The following is a 23,648-nucleotide window of genomic DNA, read 5'->3' on the forward strand; positions in this document are numbered from 1 at the left end:
GCGCGGCCGCCGTCTTTGCCGTATCGCTGTCAGCCCCGTCGCCTTATGGCGGCGGGGCTTATCATTTGGGGACTCGCGTGAACGACCTGATTGCCGCCATCATCCTCGGAATTGTCGAGGGTGTCACCGAATTCCTGCCGGTATCCTCGACCGGCCACCTGATCCTTGCGGGCGCGCTGCTCGGCTATGACGATGCGCGGTGGCAGATGTTCAACATCGTCATCCAGCTGGGCGCGATCCTGGCGGTCGTCGTCCTCTACTGGCGTACCTTCTGGACGGTCATGGTCGGCCTGGCCAAGGGCGATCCCGGCTCGGTCCGTTTCGTGCGCAACCTGCTGATCGCCTTCATTCCCGCCGCCGTCATCGGCGTGCTGGCAAAAAAGCATATCGAGGCGCTGCTGCTCCAGCCCAAGGTTGTGGCGGTCGCGCTGATCGTCGGCGGCGTCGCGATCCTGGTGATCGAGCGGCTGGTGAAGCCCGGCAACACGCGCGGCATCGCGGCGGTCCCGGCCAAGACCGCGCTGGGCGTCGGCTTCCTCCAGTGTCTGGCGATGATTCCAGGCGTCAGCCGTTCGGGTGCGACGATCCTGGGGGCGCTGACCCTGGGCGTCGAGCGGCGTACCGCGGCGGAGTTCAGCTTCTTCCTCGCCATCCCCACGATGCTGGGCGCGAGCGTGGTGGAGACGGCCGGGCATATGGATGCGATGCGCGCCGGGAATAGCGTCGGGCCGCTGGAGATCGCGATCGGCTTCGTGGTGGCGTTCATCGTCGCGCTGCTGGTCGTACGCTGGTTCGTCGGCATCGTCGGCAAGCATGGCTTTGGCCCCTTTGCCTGGTATCGAATCGTGGCCGGCAGCATCGCACTGGCGCTGTTGATGATGCATTGATACCGGATCGGACCTTGTTTTTTGCGGGTCGATCGCAATAGGGCGGCCAGCCATCGATAAATTGTAATAAATATGGCAGCATGTATGCCATATATGTCGATTTCGAGGTGACTTAGGGTCGCTTGCGCAATATCCGCATCTTCGGAGGCGCATATGGCGAACGATTCTATGCTGAAGTTTGTGGGCCGCGAGCAGGCCTATCCGGCCAAGCGGGGCGCAGAGGCGCGTGCGGAGGATTTCCGTGAGATTGCGGAGCGTTATGCGCCCCCGGCGGCCGAGGACCAGGCCGGGCGCTGCTCGCAATGCGGCGTGCCCTATTGCTCGGTCCATTGCCCGCTGCACAATCATATCCCCGACTGGCTGCGCCTGACCGCCGAGGGGCGGTTGCGCGAAGCCTATGAACTGTCCAACGCCACCTCGACCATGCCGGAGATCTGTGGCCGCATCTGCCCGCAGGACCGGCTGTGCGAGGGCAATTGCGTCATCGAGTTTTCGGGCCACGGCGCGGTCACGATCGGATCGGTCGAGAAGTTCATCACCGACACCGCCTGGGAAGAGGGCTGGGTCGAACCGCTGGTGCCGGGGCCCGAGCGCGGCCAGTCGGTCGCCGTGATCGGCGCGGGGCCCGCGGGCCTGAGCGCCGCCGAGTATCTGCGCATCTCGGGTTACGAGGTCCATGTCTATGACCGGCACGACCGCGCCGGCGGCCTGCTGACCTATGGCATCCCCGGCTTCAAGCTGGAGAAGCCCGTGGTCATGCGCCGCGTCGAGCGGCTGAAGGCGGGCGGCATCGTCTTTCACGAGGGCTTCTCGGTTGGCGAGGACGCGACGCTGGAGGAACTGCGCCATCGCCATGACGCGGTGCTGATCGCGACCGGCGTATACAAGGCGCGCAATGTCGAGGTGGATGGATCAGGTGCGAACGGCGTGATCGCCGCGCTCGACTATCTGACCGCCTCCAACCGCAAGAGCTTTGGCGACACGGTCGAGGCGTTCGAGAATGGCTCGCTGAACGCGGCGGGCAAGAATGTCGTCGTGATCGGCGGCGGCGATACCGCGATGGACTGTGTCCGCACCGCGATCCGCCAGGGCGCCAAGTCGGTGAAGTGCCTTTATCGCCGCGACCGCGCCAACATGCCGGGCTCGCAGCGCGAAGTCGCCAATGCCGAGGAAGAGGGCGCCGAGTTCGTCTGGCTGTCCGCGCCGCTCGGCTTCGAGGGTGGCGAGACGGTGACCGGCGTGCGCGCCGCCAAGATGCGGCTGGGCGCGCCGGACGCGAGCGGCCGCCGTGCGCCGGAGGCCGAGCCGGGCGCCGACCATCTGCTGGACGCGGACATGGTCATCAAGGCGCTGGGCTTCGATGCCGAGGACCTGCCCAGCCTGTTCGGCACCGCCGAACTGGGCGTCAGCCGCTGGGGCACGGTGCTGGTCGATGGCCGCACGCTGATGACCAGCCTGGACGGCGTGTTCGCGGCTGGGGACATCGTGCGCGGCGCGAGCCTGGTCGTGTGGGCGATCCGCGACGGCCGCGACGTCGCACAGGCGATGCACAAGTGGCTCAAGGCACGGGCGAAGACGGCTGCGCGAGAGAAGGTGGCGGCGTGACACGTGGCTTGGCCTTCCTGGCGCTGCTGGGTGCTGCGCCGGTTGCGGCGCAAACCGCGCCTTCGCCCACCGCCACGGCGGCTGCAGGTGGGCGGATCGAGACCGCGCGCACGCTCGTCGGGAAGCTCAATCTCGACCGGACGCTGGATTTCCAGTTCTCCGGGTTGATGCCGCTGGTCGCGGCCAACATCGTGAACGGTCTCCAGACTGCGAGCGACGCGCCGAAGGCGATCAAGGACCGGCTGGCAACGTCCGAGGGACGCCGACAGGTCGGCGTGATCACTTCGGAGGAGATGCTGGCGGCCTTCCGTGCGCGCTATCCCGCCATCGCCGAGGCGGCCGCCGAGGAATATCGCCGGAATTTCTCGGAGGACGAGTTGAAGGCGATTATCGTCTTTTATGATTCGGCGGCGGGTAAGCGCCTGCTCGCCCTGCAACCGCAATTGCAGCAGCGGCTGTCCGAAGCGGGCAAGGCGGTCGGGCGCGAGGCGGGCATGGCGGCCTTCCCGAAGATACGCGCACGGATCCAGGCGCTGGACAAGGCCGAGGGCGGTCAGTGACGTTGGTCGTCGGCCTTGTGGCACTGGCGCTTGTGCCGGGCGGGATCGAACAGGTCGCCCCGATAGCGCTGGCGGCGTCGACCCGTCCACGCCCGGCGGCACTGGCGCTTGCGCAATTGCTCTACCCGGAGGCGCTTCTCGTCAAGATGGCCGACATGGGCACCGACACCATGGTGGCGCAGCTCTTGGCGAGTGACCCGAAGATGCAGGCGCGCGAGGTGAAGCATCCCGGCATCGTCCGGGCGATCGCCCAGGCGATACAGCCGTTGCGCGCCCGTTCGATGCATGAGCGGATGCCGGTCCTGTGGCAACGCCAGGCGGCGATCTACGGCGCGGCGTTCAGCGATGCCGAACTGGCGACGCTGAACCGCTTTTACGCGACGCCCGCCGGACAGGCGCTGATCGCGACGATGCAGAGTGGGACGGTCCCGCCGAATATGACGACCGAGGCCGGGCTGGTCGACAAGGTCCGGGCGCTGCGGCCCCGGACCGAAGAGACGGTCCTGAGCTGGATTACGGAAGAAGCGCCCTGGGAATGGGCGGAAACGGAAAAGGCCGTGGCCGGGGTGATGACCCGGTTCGGCGCAAGCGGAGAATGACGATGGACCAGCGCGAATATCTCGCCGAGCATGGTATGTACCGCCCTGAGTTCGAGGGCGATGCGTGCGGCGTCGGCATGGTCGCGGCCACCGATGGCCAGCCCTCGCGCCGGGTCGTCCAGTCGGCGATCGACGCGCTGAAGGCCGTGTGGCATCGCGGTGCGGTGGATGCGGACGGCAAGACCGGCGACGGGGCGGGCCTGCACGTCGACCTGCCGCACCGCTTCTTCGACGATGCCATCGCTGCGTCGGGACACAAGGTGCTGCCCAACCGGCTGGCGGTCGGCATGATCTTCATGCCGCGCACCGACCTGGGCGCGCAGGAAACCTGCCGCACCATCGTCGAGAGCGTCATCATCGAGGCGGGCTACACCATCTATGGCTGGCGCCAGGTGCCGGTCGACGTGTCGGTCATCGGCATGAAGGCGCAGGCGACCCGGCCCGAGATCGAGCAGATCATGATCGCCGGGCCGATGCCCGACGAGGTCGACGCCGCCGAGTTCGAGAAGAACCTGTATCTGGTCCGCCGCCGCATCGAAAAGCGGGTGATCGCGGCGCAGATCAGCGGCTTCTATATCTGTTCGCTGTCGTGCCGCTCGATCATCTACAAGGGGCTGTTCCTCGCCGAGAGCCTATCGGTCTTCTATCCCGACCTGCAGGACCATCGGTTCGAGAGCCGCGTGGCGATCTTCCACCAGCGTTATTCGACCAACACCTTCCCGCAATGGTGGCTGGCGCAGCCCTTCCGCTGCCTGGCGCATAATGGCGAGATCAACACGATCCGTGGCAACAAGAACTGGATGCTCAGTCACGAGATCCGCATGGCCTCGATCGCGTTCGGCGACAATTCGGAGGACATCAAGCCGGTGATCCCGGCGGGCGCGTCCGATACCGCAGCACTCGATGCGGTGTTCGAGGCGATCTGCCGGTCGGGCCGCGACGCGCCGACCGCCAAGCTGATGCTGGTGCCCGAGGCGTGGCAGAAGGACCTCGACGCGCCCAAGGCGCATGCCGACATGTACCAGTATCTCGCCTCCGTGATGGAGCCGTGGGACGGCCCGGCCGCGCTGGCGATGACCGATGGCCGCTGGGCGGTGGCGGGTATGGACCGCAACGCGCTGCGCCCGCTGCGCTATACGCTGACCGCCGATGGCCTGCTGATCGTGGGTTCGGAGAGCGGCATGGTCGTGGTGCCGGAATCGACGATCACCGCCAAGGGCCGCCTGGGGCCGGGGCAGATGATCGCGGTCGATCTGGCCGAGGGCAAGCTGTACGACGACCGCGCGATCAAGGACCAGATCTCGGGCGAGCAGGACTATGCCGCGATGATCGGCGAGTTCCTGACCATGGACCAGCTGCCTGCGCCGTCCGAGGAGGACGCGCTGGTGCGGATGCCGCGCGGCGAAATGCTGCGTCGTCAGGTCGCCGCCGGCCAGACGATGGAGGATATGGAGCTGATCCTGTCGCCCATGGCCGAGGGCGGCAAGGAAGCCATCGGGTCGATGGGCGACGACACGCCGTTGGCCGTCATCTCCGACAAGCCGCGCCTGATCAGCCAGTTCTTCCGCCAGAATTTCAGCCAGGTGACGAACCCGCCGATCGACTCGCTTCGCGAGCGCTATGTGATGTCGCTCAAGACGCGGTTCGGCAATCTCGCCAACATCCTCGACACCGAGGATCGGCGCGAGCGGGTGCTGGTGCTCAACTCGCCGGTGCTGACGGGGGCCGACTGGCACCGGTTGAAGACGCATTTCGGCCGTTCGGCGGCGGAGATCGACTGCACCTTCGAGGCCGATGGCGGTCCCGACCGTCTGCGCGCCGCGATCCAGCGTATCCGCAACCAGGCCGAACAGGCCGTGCGCGAAGGGCGCTCCGAGCTGTTCCTGACCGATGAGCACGTCTCCGAAGGCCGCGTCGCCATCGCGGGCGTGCTGGCGGCGGCGGCGGTGCACACGCATCTCGTCCGGCGGGGCCTGCGCTCCTATGCGTCGATCAACGTCCGTTCGGCCGAATGCCTCGACACCCATTATTATGCGGTGCTGATCGGTGTCGGGGCGACCACGGTGAACGCCTATCTGGCCGAAGCCGCGATCGTCGATCGTCACGGCCGTGGCCTGTTCGGCGACATGACCATCGAGACGTGCCTGGCCAACCATCGCACCGCGATCGAGGACGGCCTGCTCAAGATCATGGCCAAGATGGGGATCGCGGTGATCTCCAGCTATCGTGGCGGCTATAATTTCGAAGCGGTCGGCCTGTCCCGCGCGCTGGTCAACGACCTGTTCCCCGGTATGCCCGCCAAGATTTCGGGCGAGGGTTACAACTCGCTCCATTACTCGGCGATGATCCGCCACGAGGCGGCCTGGGACCAGCATGTCGCGACGCTGCCGATCGGCGGCTTCTATCGCCAGCGCGACGGCGGCGAGACGCATGCCTATTCGGCACAGCTGATGCACCTGTTGCAGACGGCGGTCGCGACCGACAGCTATTCGACGTACCTGCAATTCGCGCGCGGCGTCGGCGACCTGCCGCCGGTCTATCTGCGCGACCTGCTCCAGTTCAACTTCCCCGCCGAGGGCGTGGCGGTCGATCAGGTCGAGGCGATCACCGAGATCCGCAAGCGTTTCGTGACGCCCGGCATGTCGCTGGGCGCGCTGAGCCCCGAAGCGCACGAGACGCTGGCCATCGCGATGAACCGCATCGGCGCGAAGGCCGTGTCGGGCGAGGGCGGCGAGGACAAGCTGCGTTACCAGCCCTATGACAATGGCGACAACGCCAACTCGACGATCAAGCAGATCGCGAGCGGCCGCTTCGGCGTGACGGCGGAATATCTGAACGCCTGCGACGAGATCGAGATCAAGGTCGCACAGGGCGCCAAGCCCGGCGAGGGCGGGCAGCTGCCCGGCTTCAAGGTGACCGAGTTCATCGCCAAGCTTCGCCATGCGACGCCGGGCGTGACGCTGATCTCGCCGCCGCCGCATCACGACATCTACTCGATCGAGGATCTCGCGCAGCTCATCTATGACTGCAAGCAGATCAATCCGCGCGCCCGTGTGTGCGTGAAACTGGTGTCCTCTGCGGGCATCGGCACGGTCGCGGCGGGCGTGGCGAAGGCGCATGCCGACGTCATCCTGGTGTCGGGCCATGTCGGCGGCACGGGTGCGTCGCCCCAGACGTCGATCAAATACGCCGGCACGCCCTGGGAAATGGGCCTGTCGGAAGTCAACCAGACGCTGACCCTCAACGGCCTGCGCGGTCGCATCCGCCTGCGCGCCGATGGCGGCCTGAAGACCGGGCGCGACATCGTGATCGCGGCGATCCTGGGGGCCGAGGAGTTCGGCATCGGGACGCTGAGCCTGGTCGCCATGGGCTGCATCATGGTGCGCCAGTGCCATAGCAACACCTGCCCGGTCGGTGTCTGCGTGCAGGACGAGCGGCTTCGCGCCAAGTTCACCGGCACGCCCGAAAAGGTCATCAACCTGATGACCTTCATCGCCGAGGAAGTCCGCGACATCCTGGCGCGCCTCGGCGTGCGCTCGCTGGACGAGGTGATCGGGCGGACCGAGCTGCTGCGTCAGGTCAGCCGCGGGGCCGAGCATCTCGACGATCTCGACCTCAATCCCGTTCTGGCCAAGGTCGATGCGACCGATGCCGAGCGGCGGTTCAGCCTGTCGACCTTCCGCAACGAGGTGCCGGACAGCCTGGATGCGCAGATCATCAAGGACGCCGCTGCCGTCTTCTCGCGCGGTGAGAAGATGCAGCTGACCTATTCGGTGCGCAACACGCACCGCGCGGTCGGCACCCGCCTGTCCTCGGAGATCACGCGCACGTTCGGCATGAGCAAGCTGGCCGACGGGCATGTCACCGTCCGGCTGCGGGGGAGCGCGGGCCAGTCGCTGGGCGCGTTCCTGTGCAAGGGCGTGACGCTGGAAGTGTTCGGCGATGCCAACGACTATGTCGGCAAGGGCCTGTCGGGCGGCACCATCATCGTGCGTCCGGCGGTCAGCTCGCCGCTGGCCAGCCAGAAGAACACGATCATCGGCAACACCGTCCTCTACGGCGCGACCTCGGGTCGCCTGTTCGCGGCGGGCCAGGCGGGGGAGCGCTTCGCGGTGCGCAATTCGGGCGCGACCGTGGTGGTGGAGGGCTGCGGCGCGAATGGCTGCGAATATATGACCGGCGGCACCGCAGTGGTGCTGGGCGAGGTCGGCGCGAACTTCGGTGCGGGCATGACCGGCGGCATGGCCTTCATCTACGATCCCGAAGCGCGTTTCCCGCGCCGCGCCAATCCCGAGAATATCGTGTGGCAGCGTCTCGCCTCGGCGCATTGGGAAGGCGTGTTGCGCGACCTGGTCGCCGACCATGCCGCGCGCACCGACAGCAAGTGGTCGAAGGGGCTGCTCGAGGATTGGGACCGCGTGGCCGGGCATTTCTGGCAGGTCTGTCCGAAGGAAATGCTGAGCCGGCTGGTGCATCCGCTCGACGACAGCGTCGAGGCGGTGGCGGCGGAATGATAGCTCTTTTCCTCTCCTGGTAGGGGAGGTGGCAGGCCGCAGGCCTGACGGAGGGGTGTCGCGTCCTCGATAGCGGGACACCCCTCCACCAGCTTCGCTGGTCCCCCGCGCCTTGCAGGGGAGGAACGGGATTCCATCCCGTCCAACTCGCAAAGCCCAAGACGGAACCGTTGCGTCGCCGTGACAGTTTGGTCGCGATGAACAGGGGGAAGACCGCATGACCATCGACCGCGAACGGATCGAACGAGGGGGATTCATCCTCTTCCTCGCGATCGTGACCATCGGACTGATCGCGGTGGTTTCCGGCTTTCTGATGGCGCTGCTCTGGGCGGCGCTGGCGGCGATCCTGTTCCGGTCGCTGTTCCAGTGGCTGCTGACCAAGACGGGCGGGCGACGCGGCCTGGCCGCCGGGCTGACCATGCTCATCATCACCTTCGCCGTGGTGGTGCCGACCCTGGTGATCGGCAGCATGGTCGTCGACCAGGCCTCGGGCGTGTATCTGAAACTCCGCAGCGGCCAGATCGACTTCGCCCAATATTTCCAGCAGGTTCGCGATGCACTGCCCCAGCGGTTGCGCCAGGCGATGGACAATTCGGGCGTCGGCAGCTTCGAGGGGCTTCAGCAGCGCGTCTCGCGCACGCTGAGCAGCAGCGTCAGCCAGATCGCGAGCCAGGCGCTGTCGATCGGCCGCAACGCCTTCGCCTTCGCGCTGGCCTTTGGCGTCGGCCTGTATGTCGCCTTCTTCCTGATCCGGGACGGGGATCGGCTGGGGTCCGCCTTCGTCCGCGCGCTGCCGCTGGACGGGCAGGTGTCGACGCGACTGGTGGATACCTTCGTTGCGGTGGTGCGCGCGACGATCAAGGGATCGGTCATCGTCGGGCTGGTGCAGGGTGCGCTGGGGGCGATCACTTTTTCGATCGTCGGGGTGCCCGCCGCGCTCTTGTGGGGCGTGCTGATGGCGATCGCCGCCCTGCTGCCCGCGATCGGCCCGGCGATCATCTGGGGGCCGGTCGCCATCTACCTGTTGGCGACGGGGGCGATCTGGCAGGGGGCGGTGGTCGTCGCCTCGGGCGTGCTGGTCATCGGACTGGCCGACAATATCCTGCGTCCCATCCTGGTCGGCCGCGACACCGGCCTGCCCGACTGGATCGTGCTGCTGACGACGCTGGGCGGGATCGAGCTGCTGGGGCTTAGCGGGATCGTCGTCGGCCCGGTCGTGGCGGCGCTGTTCCTGACGGGCTGGCGGATCCTGAGCGAGCAGCGCGGGGTTGCCCTGCCGTCCGAAGCGTCGGATTGATCCGACACCGGCGGTGACCCATAATGGGGGATTTGGGCCGGGATGCGCGGCGAAGCCTGTTTGCACCGCAACAATCGGTTCCTATGATCCAGCGGCCGGGCAGGCGGGCCCGCGGTGATGGCCGTTGAAGGGATGGGGATGCGAATGCGACCGGGGGGCGGGATGATCGTGTCCGCCATGGCCTTGACCCTGGCGGGCTGCGGCGACGGCAAAACGCCGGTCGCCCGTGCCGCGGGGACGAACGGCACCGTCATCGAAATGCCGATCCCCGAGCCGTCGCCTTCGGCCCGTGCGACGCCGGACCCATCCGCCAATCCCGATGCGCCCCTGGCGACGATCGGCTTTCCCGAAGGGGGCGCGGTCCTGAGCCGGGAGGCGAAGGCGACGCTCGACCGGATGGCGGAGCCGGCGGCGGTGAAGACGGGCCGCCTGACGCTGCGTGGCCATTCCGACAGCGACGGCGATGACACGGCCAATCGCACCATGTCGCGCAAGCGGGCCGATGCGGTACGCGATTATCTGGCGCGCAAGGGCATTGCGCGCGACCGGATGACCGTCATCGCGCTTGGTGAGACGCGCCCCGTCGCGCCCAATGCCAAGCCCGACGGCAGCGACGACAGCGCAGGCCGCGCGCGCAACCGCCGGGTGGAGATCGCGCTGACGCCCGCCGCTTCCTGATCCGGTTTTCGCGGCACGCCATGTCGGTGATTGCCCACCCGATCGGCGCGGCTTAAGGCCGGGGCATGGCCAAGGGTGATCGACTGGCGCGGTTGGATGTGCAGCGCGAGGAAATGGAAAGCGACTATCGCGAGGCGCTGATCGCGGCGCTGCGTATAACGGCGGGCGGCAAATGGGGGCTGTTCGACCATCGCAAGGACCGCGTGGCCCGCGCGGCGGCGGCCCCCGTGGTGGCGGAGCTGGCCGAGATCGGCGAGGCGATCGACGCGGCCAGGACACAGCTGGGCCTGCCGCCCTTTGCGCTCCATGCCGAGTTTCTCGCGTCGCGCGGGCCGGTCGGGCCCGAGGCGGTGGGTGAGCCCAAACAGGCCCAGGCCTGGCTCGACCGTCTCGCCGCCGAGGGATGAAGCCGATTCTTCCTTCCCCACCAGGAGGGAAGGAATATGGTCCGTCCGGCGTTTATGCCGCCTGCAACGCTTCGGCCGCCACCGCGGCGATGTCGTCGCCCAGCTGGTCGACCCGTGCAGGATCTGCATCCCACGCGAACATGAAGCGCGCACCGCCGCCGATGAAGGTATAGAAGCGCCAGCCGCGCGCGCGCAGGCCGTCGAGCACTTCGGGCGGTGCACTCAGGAACACGGCATTGGCCTCGACCGGGAACATCGGTTCGATGCCGGGCAGCCCCGCGACCCGCGCCGCCAGCCGCTGGGCACAGGCATTGGCATGCGCCGCGTTGGTCAGCCAGGCGCCGGTGTCGAGCATCCCGATCCAGGGCGCGGCGAGGTAGCGCATCTTGGACGCCAGCTGCCCCGCCTGCTTGCAGCGATAATCAAAATCTTCCGCCAGCACGGGGTCGAAGAACAGGATGGCCTCGCCGACCGCCATGCCGTTCTTGGTCCCGCCGAAGCACAGCACGTCGACCCCTGCACGCCAGGTCATGTCGGCGGGTGAGCAGCCCAGCGCCGCGCAGGCATTGGCGAAGCGGGCCCCGTCCATGTGCAGCCGCAGGCCCAGTTCGCGGCACACCGCCGACAGCGCATGGATCTCGGCCAGGGTATAGACCTGCCCCGTCTCGGTCGGCTGGGTGATCGTCACCGCGCGCGGCTTGGGAAAATGAATGTCCGAGCGGCCGGTGGCCAGTGCACGGACCGCGTCGGGGGTCAGCTTGCCGTCCTCGGTCTGCGCGACCAGCAGCTTGGAGCCGTTGGAGAAGAACTCCGGCGCGCCGCACTCGTCGGTCTCGACATGCGCGGAGGCCGAGCAGATCACGCTGTGATAGCTCTGGCAGAGTGCGGCCAGCGCCAGCGAATTCGCCGCCGTGCCGTTGAACGCGAAGAAGACCTCGCACTTGGTCTGGAACAGCGTGCGGAACGCGTCGGCGGCGCGGTCGGTATAGGGGTCCTCGCCATAGGCGGGGACATAGCCCTGGTTCGCCTCGGCCATCGCGGCCCAGGCCTCGGGACAGATGCCGGCATAATTGTCGCTGGCAAATTGCTGGGGCGCGAGATGCTGAGGGGCCGTCTTCATCACAAATCCTTCGTGCCTTTGGGCGAGTCGGATGAGGAAGTGGCGGTTCGTCCCGTTGTTGCCGGTTCGGCCACATCCCTCTCCATCTGGAAAGGCACCACCTTGCCGGGAGGCAGGTTGGTGCCGGGCATGGGCCCGACTCTTGATGCTGGCGGGCGCACTACCGGCATGAACGGGAAATCGCAAGGGGTGTTACCGCTCCACGCCTGACTTTCGGCCGCAAAGCATTGCGCATCGGGCACGAAACGTGGAAGCGTAGGGCCATGAATATCAGGACCTCGCGCCGCGGCAGCAGCGCTCCCACGATCAGCGACGTCGCCCGAGAGGCCGGCGTGTCGCTGATGACCGTGTCGCGCGTCATCAACAACGAGGCCAATGTCCGACCCGCCACCCGCGAAAAGGTCGAGGCGGCGATCGCCCAGCTGAACTATGCCCCCAACCCCGCCGCGCGCAGCCTGGCGGGCGCGGCGCAGATCCGCATCGGCATGCTGTACAGCAATCCCAGCCAGGGGTTCTTAAGCGAATTCCTGCTCGGCACGCTGGACCAGGCGTCGCGGCTGGACGTGCAGATGGTGGTCGAGAAGTGCGAGATCGGCGACCATGAGGTCGAGGTGACGCGCCACCTGATCAAGGGCGGGATCGACGGCGTCATCCTGCCGCCGCCCTTGTGCGAGGCCGAACCGGTGCTCTCGCTGTTGCGCGAGGCGGGGGTGCCGACCGTCGTCGTGGCGACCGGCCGCTCGCCCGAGGAGATGCCCGACTCGGCGATGGCGGTCCAGATCGACGACCGCGCCGCCGCCGAGGAGATGACCCGGCATGTCATGACGCTGGGCCATCGCCGCATCGGCTTCATCTCGGGCAACCCGAACCTGACCGCCAGCGCCCGGCGATATGAGGGGTTTCGCGCCGCGCTGGAGGCGGCGGGCGCGCCGTTCGACGCGGACATGGTCGCACCGGGGCTCTATACCTATCGCTCCGGATTGGACGCGGCCGAACGGCTGCTCGACCTGCCCGAGCCGCCGACCGCGATCATCGCCTCTAACGACGACATGGCGGCCGCGACGGTGGCGGTGGCGCATCGCCGTGGCCTGGACGTGCCGAGCGACCTGACCGTCTGCGGGTTCGACGACACGACGCTGTCGACGACCATCTGGCCCGAGCTGACCACCATCCACCAGCCGATCGCCGACATGGCGCGCGCCGCGGTCGAGATGATGGCGACCGTGATCCGCCAGAAAACGGGCGAGGCCGCGCCGCACCGCATGCTCGACTATAGCCTGATCCGGCGTCAGTCGGATGCGGCGCCGCGGCGGCGCCCGCGCGCGATCGCATGACCGGTCCCGCCATGCGGAAGCGGGACGAAGCGCATATACATCCGCTTGACGGCGCGATGTTTTAAGATAGCGTTACCATTCAAGGCCGGGCAGTTTTGCGCCGGTGACAGGATTAAGTCGCGCGGTTAGGCGAAGACGTGAGCCGCGCGGATGAGGAGAGGGCCCGAGGTGACCGATTCGACTAGGGGTGGGGACGCGATCCGCGTCAACCATGGATTCATCGCCGCGATCGTCGTTGTCGCGACCATCGGCGGTTTCATGTTCGGCTATGATTCCGGCGTCATCAACGGCACGCAAAAGGGGCTGGAGGCCGCGTTCGACCTCGGTCGTCTGGGTGTCGGCGTCAATGTCGGCGCGATCTTGGTCGGATCGGCGATCGGCGCGTTCGGCGCGGGGCGCCTGTCCGACGCGATCGGCCGCCGCAACGTCATGATGCTGGCCGCCGGGCTCTTCCTGGTCAGCGCGTTGCTGGCGGGTGCCGCCGGCAGCTCGGCGATCTTCATCTTCGCGCGCATCATCGGCGGCCTGGGCGTCGGCGCGGCCAGCGTCATCTCGCCCGTCTACATCTCCGAAGTCACCCCGGCCTCGATTCGCGGCCGCCTGTCGAGCGTGCAGCAGGTGATGATCATCACCGGCCTGACCGGCGCGTTCGTCGCCAATTTCGCGCTGGCGCGCTATGCCGGTGGCTCGACCGCCGAATTCTGGCTGGGCTTCCCCGCCTGGCGCTGGATGTTCTGGCTTCAGGCGATCCCGGCGGCGATCTATTTCGCGGCCCTCTCGATCATCCCGGAAAGTCCGCGCTTCCTGGTCGCCAAGGGCCGCGATGCCGAGGCGCATACCGTCCTGACCAAGCTGTTCGGCGAGGGTGAGGCGACCCGCAAGGTGGCCGAAATCCGCCGCAGCCTGTCCGCCGACCAGCACAAGCCCAAACTGTCCGACCTGGTCGACAAGACGACCGGCAGGATCCGCCCGATCCTGTGGGCGGGTATCGGCCTGGCCGTGTTCCAGCAGCTCGTCGGCATCAACGTCGTGTTCTATTACGGCGCGACGCTGTGGGAGGCGGTCGGCTTCTCGGAGGATTACGCGCTCCAGACCAACATCCTGTCGGGCGTGCTGTCGATCGCGGCGTGTCTGTTCACCATCGCGACCGTCGACAAGATCGGCCGCAAGCCGCTGCTGCTGATCGGCTCGGCGGGCATGGCGGTGACGCTGGCGATTGTCGCCTATGCCTTTTCGACCGCGGTCACCGGGGCGAACGGCGCGGTCAGCCTGCCCGGCAATAACGGCGTCATCGCGCTGGTCGCGGCGAACCTGTACGTCATCTTCTTCAACGCCAGCTGGGGCCCGGTCATGTGGGTCATGCTGGGCGAGATGTTCCCGAACCAGATCCGCGGGTCCGGGCTGGCCGTCTCGGGCTTTGCTCAGTGGATCGCCAATGCCGCCATCTCGGTCAGCTTCCCGGCGCTGGCCGTGTCGCCGGGCCTGAGCGTGACCTATTTCGGCTATGCCTTCTTCGCGGCGGTGTCGTTCTTCTTCGTCCGCGCGATGGTCAACGAGACGCGCGGTCGCGAGCTGGAAGACATGGCGGGCTGATCGTCCCGAAATCGGAATGCCGAAAGGGCCCGCTTCCAACAGGAGGCGGGCCCTTTCTTTGTCCCCGACCTCCGTTCAGCCCGAACCGAGGATGGTGAGGGGGCTTAACCCCGTCCCGCCTGAACCAGGATCGAGTCGGAGGGCAGCAACTGGTCCATGAAGGGCAGCATGGCTGCGCCGATGGCGGGCGCGTCATGGGCGCGGCGTGCCGGGCGGATGGCGGGGCGCACCGGCAGTTCGATCTCCGCCAGCGCTTGGTCCAGCCCCCTGGCCAGCCGGTCGAGCAGCCAGATGGGCAGGCGACCGCCGATCAGTATGGCATCGGGATCGAACAAGGTCGTCACTGCGACGAAGGGTTGGGTCAGCGCCGCGATCGAATCGACGATCCACCGGTCGAGGACCGCGCACAGCATCGGATCGTCCTGTTCGCCCAGCGTCTCGGGCGAATCGAGCGTATAGCCCGCCGCCGCCAGCCGCACCTGCAGCCCGGCCAGCGACACCGTGTCCTGCACGATTGCCCCAGGTCTCTTGGCGGTCGGATCGGGCATCAGTCCGATCTCGCCCGAACGGCGATGCGCGCCGCGATGATAGGTGCGATCGACGACCAGCCCGCCGCCGAGCCCGGCCGTGATCAGCAGGTAGAAGAAACTGGGGCAGTCGAAGTCGTGATCATATTGCGCCTCGCCCAGCGCGGCGGCGGCGGCATCATTGTCGCGGTGGATCGGCCAGGGGAGAAGGGGGGCGAGCAGCGCCTCCGGATCGACGCCGACCCAGGCATCATATCCGCGCGTCTGGTTGGGCAGCGAGCGGTCGACGCCGTCGGGCATCGCGATGCCGACGCCGATCACCCGTGAGCGGTCGACCTGCCCCTCGGCCAGCGCGGGCTCGAACGTATCGTGGATGAAGGCGGTGACGTCGTCGGGGCTGGGAAAGGCGATCTCGCGCGTCGCCCGCGCCCGCACCGTGCCGCTGAGGTCCAGGATCGCGATGGCCAGATGGTCGCGGTCGATGGTCAGCCCGATCGCGAACGCGCCGTCGGGGCAGATCTCGATCCGCAGCGCAGGCTGTCCCCGTCCGCGATGCAGCCGCCCGGCGGTGCGGATCATCCCCATCTCGCTCAGGCGGCCGGTGATATTGGCGATGGTCGGCGGGGTCAGCCCGGTCTGGTTGGCCAGCGCGATCCGCGTGGTCTCGCCATGACAGCGTATCGCCTGGAGCACGGTGCGCAGATTATAGTCGCCCGCGCGTTCCAGATTGGTGCCGGAAAAGCCGCGCGACAGGCGTGCGTCGCGCGAATGCACCTCGACCGCGCGGTTGCCGGTGTCCGATCCCCTGGCCGGTGGCTTGGTCAGCCCCATGGCCGGTATATCCGGCGCGCCGGGCTGCGGCGATCGCATCTGGTCCGTCCCCTGTCGGTATGGCGATCCTGCGTCGCCGCTTTGGGCGCAAAATCGACATGCGAACCGGTCGGGTCAAGTGCTTTTGTCAGACCAGATTTTTCCGCCCCGGTTCGCCACCGGGGCGGGGCGGCCTCAATCGGGATCAGGCAGGGGTCAGCCTGATCAGCCGACCTTGCGAATCGCCGCCATCCTCCAGGACGTAGATGGCGCCATCGGGACCCTGTTCGACTTCGCGGATACGCGCGCCCATGTCCCACTGGTCGCCTTTGGCGGCGCTGGTGCCGTTCAGGTCGACGCGGACCAGCGCCTTGCTGGACAGGCCGCCGATGAACGCATCGCCGCGCCATTGCGGGAAGAGCGAGCCCGAATAGATCATCAGCCCGCCCGGCGAGATCACCGGATTCCACCAGACCTTGGGCGCTTCATAGCCGTCGCCCGCGCGGTGATCGGGAATGTCGCGGCCGTCATAATGCGACCCGTTCGAGGCGTTGGGCCAGCCGTAATTGCGGCCCGGCAGGATCAGGTTGACCTCGTCGCCGCCCTTGGGGCCCATCTCCTGCTCCCACAAATTGCCGGCAGCATCGAAGGCGATGCCCAGCAGGTTGCGATGGCCATAGGACCAGATGGCGGGATCGAAGCCCTGCGCGGCCAGCGGATTGCCCGCCGCAGGCTTGCCGTCCGGGGTCAGGCGCAACACCTTGCCCAGCGTCGCCTTGGGATCCTGCGCCGGGGTGAATTTCTGCCGGTCGCCCGCGGTGAAGAACAGATACTGGCCGTCGGGCGAAAAGGCGATGCGGCCCGAATAATGGCCGTCGCCGGTGACGGCCGGGCTGGCGGCCCATAGCGTCTCGACCCCGGTCAGTTGCGCGGTGCCGTTCGCCTCCTGCAACCGCCCGCGCGCCAGCACGACGTGCTTGCCGCCATCGGCGGCGGCCGAATAGCTGAAATAGACGCGGGCCGACCGCGCGAAGTCGGGGGCGAGGACCACGTCCATCAGCCCGCCCTGGCCTGCCGAATCGACGGCGATGCGTGCGATCGTCTGCCGCGCCTGTCCATCGGCGGCGACCAGCAGCATCCGGCCGTCCTTCTCGGTCACCAGCATCCGCCGGTCGGGCAGGAAGGTCATCGCCCAGGGCGCGTCGAAATCGGCGATGACCGTGCGGCCAAAGGGCTGGCCGTCGACCACGGTCGCGGGCGGTGTGGCCGAGGCGGAGGGCGAGGGGGTGGGGGTGTCGCCGGGCGCGACCGTCACGGGCGACGTATTCCCGGTTTCGTCAGGGGCCGGTCCGTTGCCCGAACAGGCGATAAGGGCCACCGGCAAGGCGGCGAGCAGCGGCAGTTTCATCTTCATCTCTCCCGGTATGGCCCTGTTCGGCCCGATGGGCCGCCAACGCGCTGGCATCCATGCTTGTTTCGTCGGCGGTTTCTGTGTATAGACTGGCCCATTCTCTTACATCGTCGGGTGAAGGAGGCTGCGGAACGGGTTCCGCGGCGCCGATCCGGCACATCTGGAGCTTTCATGGCGGACATCGCCCTTCTGACGCAACTCATCGAACCCGAGGCCAAGGCGCTCGGCTTCGAACTCGTGCGCGTGAAGATGTATGGCGGCACGTCGGACCCCACGCTGCAGGTGATGGCCGAGCGCCCCGACACGCGCCAGCTGAACATCGACGACTGCGCCGACCTGTCGCGCCGCATCTCCGCCGTGCTCGACGCGCTGGAGGAGCAGGGCCGCGATCCGATCGATTATGCCTATCGGCTGGAGGTGTCCTCGCCCGGTATCGACCGTCCGCTGACCCGGCTGAAGGACTTCGCCGACTGGGCGGGGCATGAGGCGCGGATCACGCTGGCCGAGAAGCGGAACGGCCGCAAGCAGTTCAAGGGCGACCTGGACGGCGTCGAGGGCGAGAATGTCGTCATCGTCGATGGCGAGGAGGTTCGTCACGAACTGCCCTTTACCGCCATCGAGGACGCCAAGCTCGTCATGACCGACCGGCTGATCGCCGCGACGGTGCCGCTGTCCCCCGAGGGCGCGGAAGAGGTTTATTATCAGGATGCGCCCGAACAGGACGGCGCCACCACGGAAGGACGGCACTGATGGCTACCGCCATTTCCGCCAACAAGGCGGAACTGATCGCGATCGCGAATGCGGTCGCCTCGGAAAAGATGATCGACAAGGGCATCGTCATCGAGGCGATGGAGGACGCGATCCAGCGCGCCGCCCGTGCCCGTTACGGCGCCGAGAACGACATTCGCGCCAAGCTCGATCCGAACTCGGGCGACCTGCGCCTGTGGCGCGTCGTCGAGGTGGTCGAGGTGGTCGACGATTATTACAAGCAGATCGACCTGAAGGGTGCCGAGAAGCTGCAAAAGGGTGCCGCGATCGGCGACTTCATCGTCGACCCGCTGCCCCCGATCGAATTCGGCCGCATCGCCGCGCAGGCGGCCAAGCAGGTCATCTTCCAGAAGGTCCGCGACGCCGAGCGCGACCGTCAGTTCGATGAGTTCAAGGACCGCCAGGGTGAGATCATCACCGGCGTCGTCAAGCGCGTCGAGTTCGGCCACATCGTCGTCGACCTGGGCCGCGCCGAGGGCGTGATCCGTCGCGACCAGCAGATCCCGCGCGAAGTCGTCCGCGTGAACGACCGCATCCGCTCGCTGATCCTGAACGTGCGCCGCGAGAACCGTGGCCCGCAGATATTCCTGAGCCGCGCGCACCCGGACTTCATGAAGAAGCTGTTCGCGCAGGAAGTGCCCGAAATCTATGACGGCATCATCGAGATCAAGGCCGCCGCGCGCGATCCGGGCAGCCGCGCCAAGATCGGCGTGATCAGCCACGATTCGAGCATCGACCCGGTCGGTGCCTGCGTCGGCATGAAGGGCAGCCGCGTTCAGGCCGTCGTGCAGGAGATGCAGGGCGAGAAGATCGACATCATCCCCTGGTCGCCCGACACCGCGACCTTCGTGGTGAACGCGCTCCAGCCCGCGAACGTCAGCCGCGTCGTGATCGACGAGGAAGAGGACCGGATCGAGGTCGTCGTTCCCGACGATCAGCTGTCCCTCGCCATCGGCCGTCGCGGCCAGAATGTGCGTCTGGCCAGCCAGTTGACCGCCAAGGCGATCGATATTCTGACCGAGGCCGACGCCTCCGAGAAGCGCCAGAAGGAATTCGTCGCGAACTCCGAGCTGTTCCAGAACGAGCTGGACGTGGACGAGACGCTGGCCCAGCTGCTAGTCGCCGAGGGCTTCGGCGCGCTGGAAGAGGTCGCCTATGTCGAGCTGGACGAGCTGGCCGCGATCGAGGGCTTCGACGAGGATCTGGCGCAGGAGCTGCAGAGCCGTGCCCAGGAAGCGCTGGACCGCCGCGAACAGGCCGCCCGTGACGAGCGTCGCGGCCTGGGCGTCGACGACGCGCTGGCCGAGATGCCGTATCTGACCGAGGCGATGCTGGTCACGCTGGGCAAGGCGGGCGTCAAGACGCTCGACGATCTGGCCGACCTGGCGACCGACGAGCTGGTCGAGAAGAAGCGCGCCGAGCCGCGTCGCCGTGGTGACGACACCCCGCGCGCCGCGCCCAAGGGCGGTATTCTCGCCGAATACGGGCTCAGCGAGGAGCAGGGCAACGAGATCATCATGGCCGCGCGTGCGCACTGGTTCTCCGACGAGGAAGAACCCGTTGCGGCGGATGCGGACGCGGAGGGTGACGAAGCCTGATGCCGTTCGTCTCGATCCGTCTGGCGGGCACCGCCTCCAAACAGCAAAAGGCCGAGATCGTCGCCGACGTGACCCGTTCGCTGGTGGAGCGGCTGGGCAAGAACCCGGCCGCCGTCCAGATCGTGATCGAGGAGGTCAGCCCCGAGAATTACGGTGCGGGCGGTCAGCTGATCGCCGACCGTGATGCCCCTACCCCTCAACCCCGGGGAGACGCGCATGCGGAACCGGGACAATGAGCGTGGTGGCGTAAAGCCCGCTCCCGCCGGTGCTCAAGCCCCTCGGGGCCGGAGCCCCAGGGAATCGGCGAAGGCGGCCCGCGAATCGATCGACGGGCCGGTGCGTCGCTGCATCCTGTCGGGCGAGCATGACGCGCGCCCGCACCTGATCCGTCTGGCGCTCGCGCCCGATGGGCGGGTGCTGCCCGATGTCCGTGCGAAGGCGCCGGGCCGAGGCGGCTGGATCGGGGTGACTCGCGCCGAGCTGGAAACCGCGATCGCCAAGGGGCGATTGAAGGGGGCACTGGCGCGGGCGTTCAAGACGGGCGAGTTCGTCATCTCCGACGACCTGCCCGCGCTGATCACCACCGCGCTGGAGCGCAACGCGCTCGACCGGCTGGGACTCGAGTCGCGGTCGGGCATGCTCCTGACCGGATCGGACAAGATCGCGACGGCGGCCCGTTCGGGCCAGTTGCACGCGCTCTATCATGCATCCGATGCAAGCGACGATGGTTGTCGCAAGCTGGCGCAGGCGTGGCGCGTGGGTTCGGGACGTGAAGGTTCCGATCTCAAGGGGTTGGCACTGCCTGCCACACGCCCCATATTGTCGTTGGCGTTGGGCCGCGAAAATGTGGTACACATCGGCCTGACAGATCGTAACGCGGCAAAGCGGGTGAGCGAAGCGCTCGACCGCTGGCTGCATTTTATCGGACCCGACCCTGTGGCAACGCCTTGCGAAACGGCCTCGCAAGGCGCATCGGCGTCCGACATTACCGGTGACCGAACGGCCGTGACCGTACACGAGGATTTTGAGTGAGCGAGACCGACAACGACAAGCCGAAACTCGGAATGCGCCAGCCCCTGGGGCTGAAGCGCACGGTCGAGACCGGTAAGGTGAAGCAGAGCTTCAGCCACGGCCGCTCGAACACCGTGATCGTCGAGACGAAGCGCCGTCGCGTCCTGGGCCCGCAGGGCGGAGCCGCCGAGGCGGCGGCCCCTGCGCCGACCCCGACCCCGACTCCGGCCGCCCCCGCAGCGGCCGCACCGGTCGCCGCGTCGCGCCCCATTCCGTCGAACGAGACGGCGCAGGAGCGTCAGGCCCGTCTGCTGCGTGAGGCCGAGGAACAGCGTCTCGGCACGCAGGAAGAAATGCGTCGCCGCGAGGACGCCGAGCGTCAGCAGCGCGCCGAGGACGAGCGTGCCCGCGCCGAGGATCGTGCCCGTGCCGAGGCGGAGGCCGCTGCGGCCGCCGCTGCGCCTGCGCCCGCTCCGGAGCCGACCCCGGCCCCCGAGCCTGCGCCCGCGCCCGTCGTGGAAGCGCCGGTTCAGGCCCCCGTTCAGGCTGACGCGCCCGCTGCGCCGACCATCTCGGTCCAGGCTCGCCCGTTCCGTCCGGTCGAGCGTCCGGTGATCCCGGCGCCCGAGCCCAAGGCGGAAGCGCGCAAGGTCGAGGAACCCAAGGTTGCGGCGCCCGCGCCGACCCCGGCTCCGACGCCTGCGCCCGCCCCGGTCGCGGCAAAGCCTGCACCCGCTCCGGCGCCTGCGCCCGTGGTGCCGACGCCGCCGATCCTGGGTCGCGATCCCTCGATGCCCGCACCGCGCCGTTTCTCGCCGGTCCAGCGTCCCGAGATCCCGAAGCCTGTGCCCAAGCCCGCGCCTGCGGCCGCCGCAGCCGCGACTCCGGCCGCGAACCAGACGAGCAACACCACCACGGCATCCGCCCCTTCGGGTGGCGCGCCGCGGCCGCTGCCGTCGGGCCAGCCGACCCCGCGCAACGCGCCCCCCAGCCGTCCGCAGCAGCGTGACCGCAAGGGTGACGAGCGTCGCGGCGGCAAGCTGACCGTCAACCGCGCCCTGAACGAGGACGGCGCGCGTGCCCGTTCGCTCGCCGCGCTGAAGCGTGCGCGTGAGAAGGAAAAGCGTGGCTTTGGCGGCCCGCGCGAGCCGCAGATCAAGCAGGTCCGCGACGTGCAGGTGCCGGAGGCGATCACCGTCCAGGAACTGGCCAACCGTATGGCCGAAAAGGGCGCGGACCTGGTCAAGGCGCTGTTCAAGATGGGCATGCCCGTCACGATGACGCAGACGATCGACCAGGACACGGCCGAGCTGCTGGTGACCGAATTCGGCCATAACATCGTCCGCGTCTCGGACAGCGACATCGATCTGGCGCTCGACACGAGCGAGGATGCGGCCGAGAGCCTGCAGCCGCGCCCGCCGGTCGTCACGATCATGGGCCATGTCGACCACGGCAAGACCTCGCTGCTCGACGCGCTGCGTGGCACCGACGTGGTGCGCGGCGAAGCCGGTGGCATCACCCAGCATATCGGCGCCTATCAGGTCACGCTGAAGGACAAGTCGAAGATCACCTTCCTCGACACGCCGGGCCACGAGGCCTTCACCCAGATGCGGGCGCGTGGTGCCGACGTCACGGATATCGTGGTGCTGGTGGTCGCGGCCGATGACGGGCTGATGCCGCAGACGATCGAGGCGATTAACCACACCAAGGCGTCGGGCAAGCCAATGATCGTGGCGATCAACAAGATCGACAAGCACGATGCCAATGCCCAGCGCGTGCGCGAGCGTCTGCTCGAGCATAACGTGCAGGTCGAGGACATGGGCGGCGAGACCCAGGACGTCGAGGTGTCGGCGCTCAAGAAGACCGGTCTGGATACGCTGGTCGAGAAGATCCAGCTTCAGGCGGAACTGCTCGAACTGGCCGCCAACCCCGATCGCGATGCCGAGGGCAGCGTGATCGAGGCGAAGCTGGACAAGGGCCGTGGCCCGGTCGCGACCGTGCTCGTCACGCGCGGCACGCTGAAGGTCGGCGACGTGTTCGTGGTCGGCGCGGAAAGCGGCAAGGTCCGTGCGCTGGTCGACGACAAGGGCCGTCAGGTGAAGGAAGCCGGTCCGGCCATGCCGGTCGAGGTCCTGGGCCTGTCGGGCGTGCCCCAGGCGGGTGACCTGCTGCAGGTCGTCGAGAACGAGGCGCGTGCCCGCGAAGTCGCCGAATATCGCCAGAGCGTGGTGCTCCAGAAGCGCACGACCTCGGCCCCGGCCAGCCTGGAGTCGATGTTCTCGGCGCTGAAGGCGAACCAGGCCAAGGAATATCCGCTGGTCGTGAAGGCGGATACGCAAGGCACGGTCGAGGCGATCGTGGCATCGATCAACAAGATCCAGTCGGATCTGATCAAGGCGCGTATCCTGCACTCGGGCGTCGGTGGCATCACCGAGTCGGACGTGACGCTGGCCGCGGCCAGCGGCGCGCCGATCATCGGCTTCAACGTCCGTGCGAACGCCAAGGCGCGCGAGATCGCCGAGCGGAACAAGGTGGCGTTGAAATATTACGACGTCATCTACGACCTGATCGACGAGATCCGCGCAGGGATGGCGGGCGAGCTGGGCCCCGAGGCATTCGAGACGGTCGTCGGCCGCGCCGAAATCCGCGAGGTCTTCTCGGCGGGCAAGATCGGTCGTGCCGCCGGTCTGCTGGTTACCGAGGGTGTCATCCGCAAGGCGCTCAAGGCGCGCATCACGCGCAACGACGTCATCATCTACCAGGGCGAGATCAACTCGCTCCGCCGGTTCAAGGACGATGTCGCCGAGGTTCGCGCCGGCCTGGAATGTGGTGTGACGTTCACGCAGAACTTCACCGACATCAAGGCGGGCGACTATCTCGAAACCTTCGAGGTCGAACTGCGCGAGCGTTCGCTCTGATGACGGCGGGG

Annotated in this window: 18 protein-coding genes and 1 riboswitch; of the genes, 15 read left to right on the forward strand and 3 right to left on the reverse strand. The window is 67.6% G+C overall.

Translation table 11 applies throughout. The features are described from left to right. Positions 1-77 precede the first annotated feature (77 nt). The 8 genes from SOM26_RS11845 (at position 78) to SOM26_RS11880 (ending at position 10,547) form a co-directional block, all read left to right on the forward strand. The gene (locus SOM26_RS11845) at positions 78-887 is read left to right on the forward strand and encodes an undecaprenyl-diphosphate phosphatase (protein WP_320452928.1); all 810 of its coding nucleotides are present in this window, start codon (positions 78-80) and stop codon (positions 885-887) included. Positions 888-1,040: 153 nt separating this feature from the next. Then, the gene (locus SOM26_RS11850) at positions 1,041-2,492 is read left to right on the forward strand and encodes an NAD(P)-dependent oxidoreductase (RefSeq protein WP_320452929.1); all 1,452 of its coding nucleotides are present in this window, start codon (positions 1,041-1,043) and stop codon (positions 2,490-2,492) included. After that, positions 2,489-3,052: a DUF2059 domain-containing protein gene (locus tag SOM26_RS11855; RefSeq protein WP_320452930.1), complete on the forward strand. Its 564-nt coding sequence runs from the start codon at positions 2,489-2,491 to the stop codon at positions 3,050-3,052. Before SOM26_RS11850 ends, SOM26_RS11855 begins: the two co-directional genes overlap by 4 nt. Beyond that, a complete protein-coding gene (locus tag SOM26_RS11860) occupies positions 3,049-3,651 on the forward strand; it encodes a DUF2059 domain-containing protein (RefSeq protein ID WP_320452931.1) in 603 nt (200 codons plus the stop codon). Before SOM26_RS11855 ends, SOM26_RS11860 begins: the two co-directional genes overlap by 4 nt. Next, positions 3,648-8,165: a glutamate synthase large subunit gene (gene gltB, locus SOM26_RS11865; RefSeq protein WP_320452932.1), complete on the forward strand. Its 4,518-nt coding sequence runs from the start codon at positions 3,648-3,650 to the stop codon at positions 8,163-8,165. Before SOM26_RS11860 ends, gltB begins: the two co-directional genes overlap by 4 nt. A gap of 217 nt (positions 8,166-8,382) precedes the next feature. Beyond that, positions 8,383-9,462, forward strand: a complete 1,080-nt coding sequence (locus SOM26_RS11870; RefSeq protein ID WP_320452933.1) for an AI-2E family transporter — start codon at positions 8,383-8,385, stop codon at positions 9,460-9,462. Between the two features lie 177 nt (positions 9,463-9,639). Further along, a complete protein-coding gene (locus tag SOM26_RS11875) occupies positions 9,640-10,140 on the forward strand; it encodes an OmpA family protein (protein ID WP_320452934.1) in 501 nt (166 codons plus the stop codon). A gap of 65 nt (positions 10,141-10,205) precedes the next feature. Continuing rightward, positions 10,206-10,547 carry a hypothetical protein gene (locus SOM26_RS11880; protein ID WP_320452935.1) on the forward strand — a complete coding sequence of 114 codons (342 nt, stop codon included), beginning with the start codon at positions 10,206-10,208 and terminating at the stop codon, positions 10,545-10,547. Positions 10,548-10,599: 52 nt separating this feature from the next. Here SOM26_RS11880 and SOM26_RS11885 read toward each other — a convergent pair whose 3' ends face one another. Then, a complete protein-coding gene (locus SOM26_RS11885; RefSeq protein WP_320452936.1) occupies positions 10,600-11,667 on the reverse strand; it encodes a threonine aldolase family protein in 1,068 nt (355 codons plus the stop codon). Positions 11,668-11,711: 44 nt separating this feature from the next. Next, a riboswitch (SAM-I-IV-variant riboswitch) is annotated at positions 11,712-11,821 on the reverse strand. Positions 11,822-11,930: 109 nt separating this feature from the next. On the opposite strand from SOM26_RS11885, the gene SOM26_RS11890 reads away from it, so the two are divergent. Then, on the forward strand, positions 11,931-13,001 hold the full coding sequence (locus SOM26_RS11890) for a LacI family DNA-binding transcriptional regulator (RefSeq protein ID WP_320452937.1): 1,071 nt from the start codon (positions 11,931-11,933) through the stop codon (positions 12,999-13,001). A gap of 150 nt (positions 13,002-13,151) precedes the next feature. After that, a complete protein-coding gene (locus SOM26_RS11895) occupies positions 13,152-14,594 on the forward strand; it encodes a sugar porter family MFS transporter (protein ID WP_320452938.1) in 1,443 nt (480 codons plus the stop codon). A 104-nt stretch (positions 14,595-14,698) separates the two neighbouring features. Here the strand turns inward: SOM26_RS11895 and SOM26_RS11900 are convergent, their stop codons facing one another. Further along, the gene (locus tag SOM26_RS11900; RefSeq protein ID WP_320452939.1) at positions 14,699-15,991 is read right to left on the reverse strand and encodes an ROK family transcriptional regulator; all 1,293 of its coding nucleotides are present in this window, start codon (positions 15,989-15,991) and stop codon (positions 14,699-14,701) included. A 145-nt stretch (positions 15,992-16,136) separates the two neighbouring features. Then, on the reverse strand, positions 16,137-17,339 hold the full coding sequence (locus SOM26_RS11905; protein WP_320452940.1) for a PQQ-dependent sugar dehydrogenase: 1,203 nt from the start codon (positions 17,337-17,339) through the stop codon (positions 16,137-16,139). A gap of 174 nt (positions 17,340-17,513) precedes the next feature. Between SOM26_RS11905 and rimP the strand changes: the two genes are divergently transcribed. From rimP to infB, 5 genes are read left to right on the forward strand one after another with little or no spacing between them, the layout of a single operon-like run. Beyond that, on the forward strand, positions 17,514-18,092 hold the full coding sequence (rimP, locus tag SOM26_RS11910; protein ID WP_320452941.1) for a ribosome maturation protein RimP: 579 nt from the start codon (positions 17,514-17,516) through the stop codon (positions 18,090-18,092). Beyond that, the gene (gene nusA / locus SOM26_RS11915; RefSeq protein WP_320452942.1) at positions 18,092-19,708 is read left to right on the forward strand and encodes a transcription termination factor NusA; all 1,617 of its coding nucleotides are present in this window, start codon (positions 18,092-18,094) and stop codon (positions 19,706-19,708) included. The genes rimP and nusA overlap by 1 nt, the downstream gene beginning before the upstream one ends. Next, positions 19,708-19,944, forward strand: a complete 237-nt coding sequence (locus SOM26_RS11920; protein ID WP_320452943.1) for a tautomerase family protein — start codon at positions 19,708-19,710, stop codon at positions 19,942-19,944. The genes nusA and SOM26_RS11920 overlap by 1 nt, the downstream gene beginning before the upstream one ends. Next, positions 19,925-20,740 (forward strand): DUF448 domain-containing protein, encoded by an 816-nt coding sequence (locus SOM26_RS11925; protein WP_414712055.1) that lies wholly within the window; start codon positions 19,925-19,927, stop codon positions 20,738-20,740. The genes SOM26_RS11920 and SOM26_RS11925 overlap by 20 nt, the downstream gene beginning before the upstream one ends. Beyond that, entirely contained in the window at positions 20,737-23,637 is a 2,901-nt protein-coding gene (gene infB, locus SOM26_RS11930; protein WP_320452944.1) for a translation initiation factor IF-2, read from the forward strand. The genes SOM26_RS11925 and infB overlap by 4 nt, the downstream gene beginning before the upstream one ends. Positions 23,638-23,648 lie beyond the last annotated feature (11 nt).

It is taken from the genome of Sphingomonas sp. CFBP8993 (genome assembly GCF_034044895.1).
In the GTDB taxonomy this organism is placed as follows: Bacteria; Pseudomonadota; Alphaproteobacteria; order Sphingomonadales; family Sphingomonadaceae; genus Sphingomonas.

Coding starts and splice junctions, on each gene's coding strand:
- SOM26_RS11850 (WP_320452929.1), top strand. CDS start 1,041: ATGGCGAACGATTCTATGCTGAAGTTTGTGGGCCGCGAGCAGGCCTAT.
- gltB (WP_320452932.1), top strand. CDS start 3,648: ATGACGATGGACCAGCGCGAATATCTCGCCGAGCATGGTATGTACCGC.
- SOM26_RS11870 (WP_320452933.1), top strand. CDS start 8,383: ATGACCATCGACCGCGAACGGATCGAACGAGGGGGATTCATCCTCTTC.
- SOM26_RS11875 (WP_320452934.1), top strand. CDS start 9,640: ATGGCCTTGACCCTGGCGGGCTGCGGCGACGGCAAAACGCCGGTCGCC.
- SOM26_RS11880 (WP_320452935.1), top strand. CDS start 10,206: ATGGCCAAGGGTGATCGACTGGCGCGGTTGGATGTGCAGCGCGAGGAA.
- SOM26_RS11885 (WP_320452936.1), bottom strand. CDS start 11,667: ATGAAGACGGCCCCTCAGCATCTCGCGCCCCAGCAATTTGCCAGCGAC.
- SOM26_RS11890 (WP_320452937.1), top strand. CDS start 11,931: ATGAATATCAGGACCTCGCGCCGCGGCAGCAGCGCTCCCACGATCAGC.
- SOM26_RS11895 (WP_320452938.1), top strand. CDS start 13,152: ATGAGGAGAGGGCCCGAGGTGACCGATTCGACTAGGGGTGGGGACGCG.
- SOM26_RS11900 (WP_320452939.1), bottom strand. CDS start 15,991: ATGCGATCGCCGCAGCCCGGCGCGCCGGATATACCGGCCATGGGGCTG.
- SOM26_RS11905 (WP_320452940.1), bottom strand. CDS start 17,339: ATGAAACTGCCGCTGCTCGCCGCCTTGCCGGTGGCCCTTATCGCCTGT.
- rimP (WP_320452941.1), top strand. CDS start 17,514: ATGGCGGACATCGCCCTTCTGACGCAACTCATCGAACCCGAGGCCAAG.
- nusA (WP_320452942.1), top strand. CDS start 18,092: ATGGCTACCGCCATTTCCGCCAACAAGGCGGAACTGATCGCGATCGCG.
- SOM26_RS11920 (WP_320452943.1), top strand. CDS start 19,708: ATGCCGTTCGTCTCGATCCGTCTGGCGGGCACCGCCTCCAAACAGCAA.
- SOM26_RS11925 (WP_414712055.1), top strand. CDS start 19,925: ATGCGGAACCGGGACAATGAGCGTGGTGGCGTAAAGCCCGCTCCCGCC.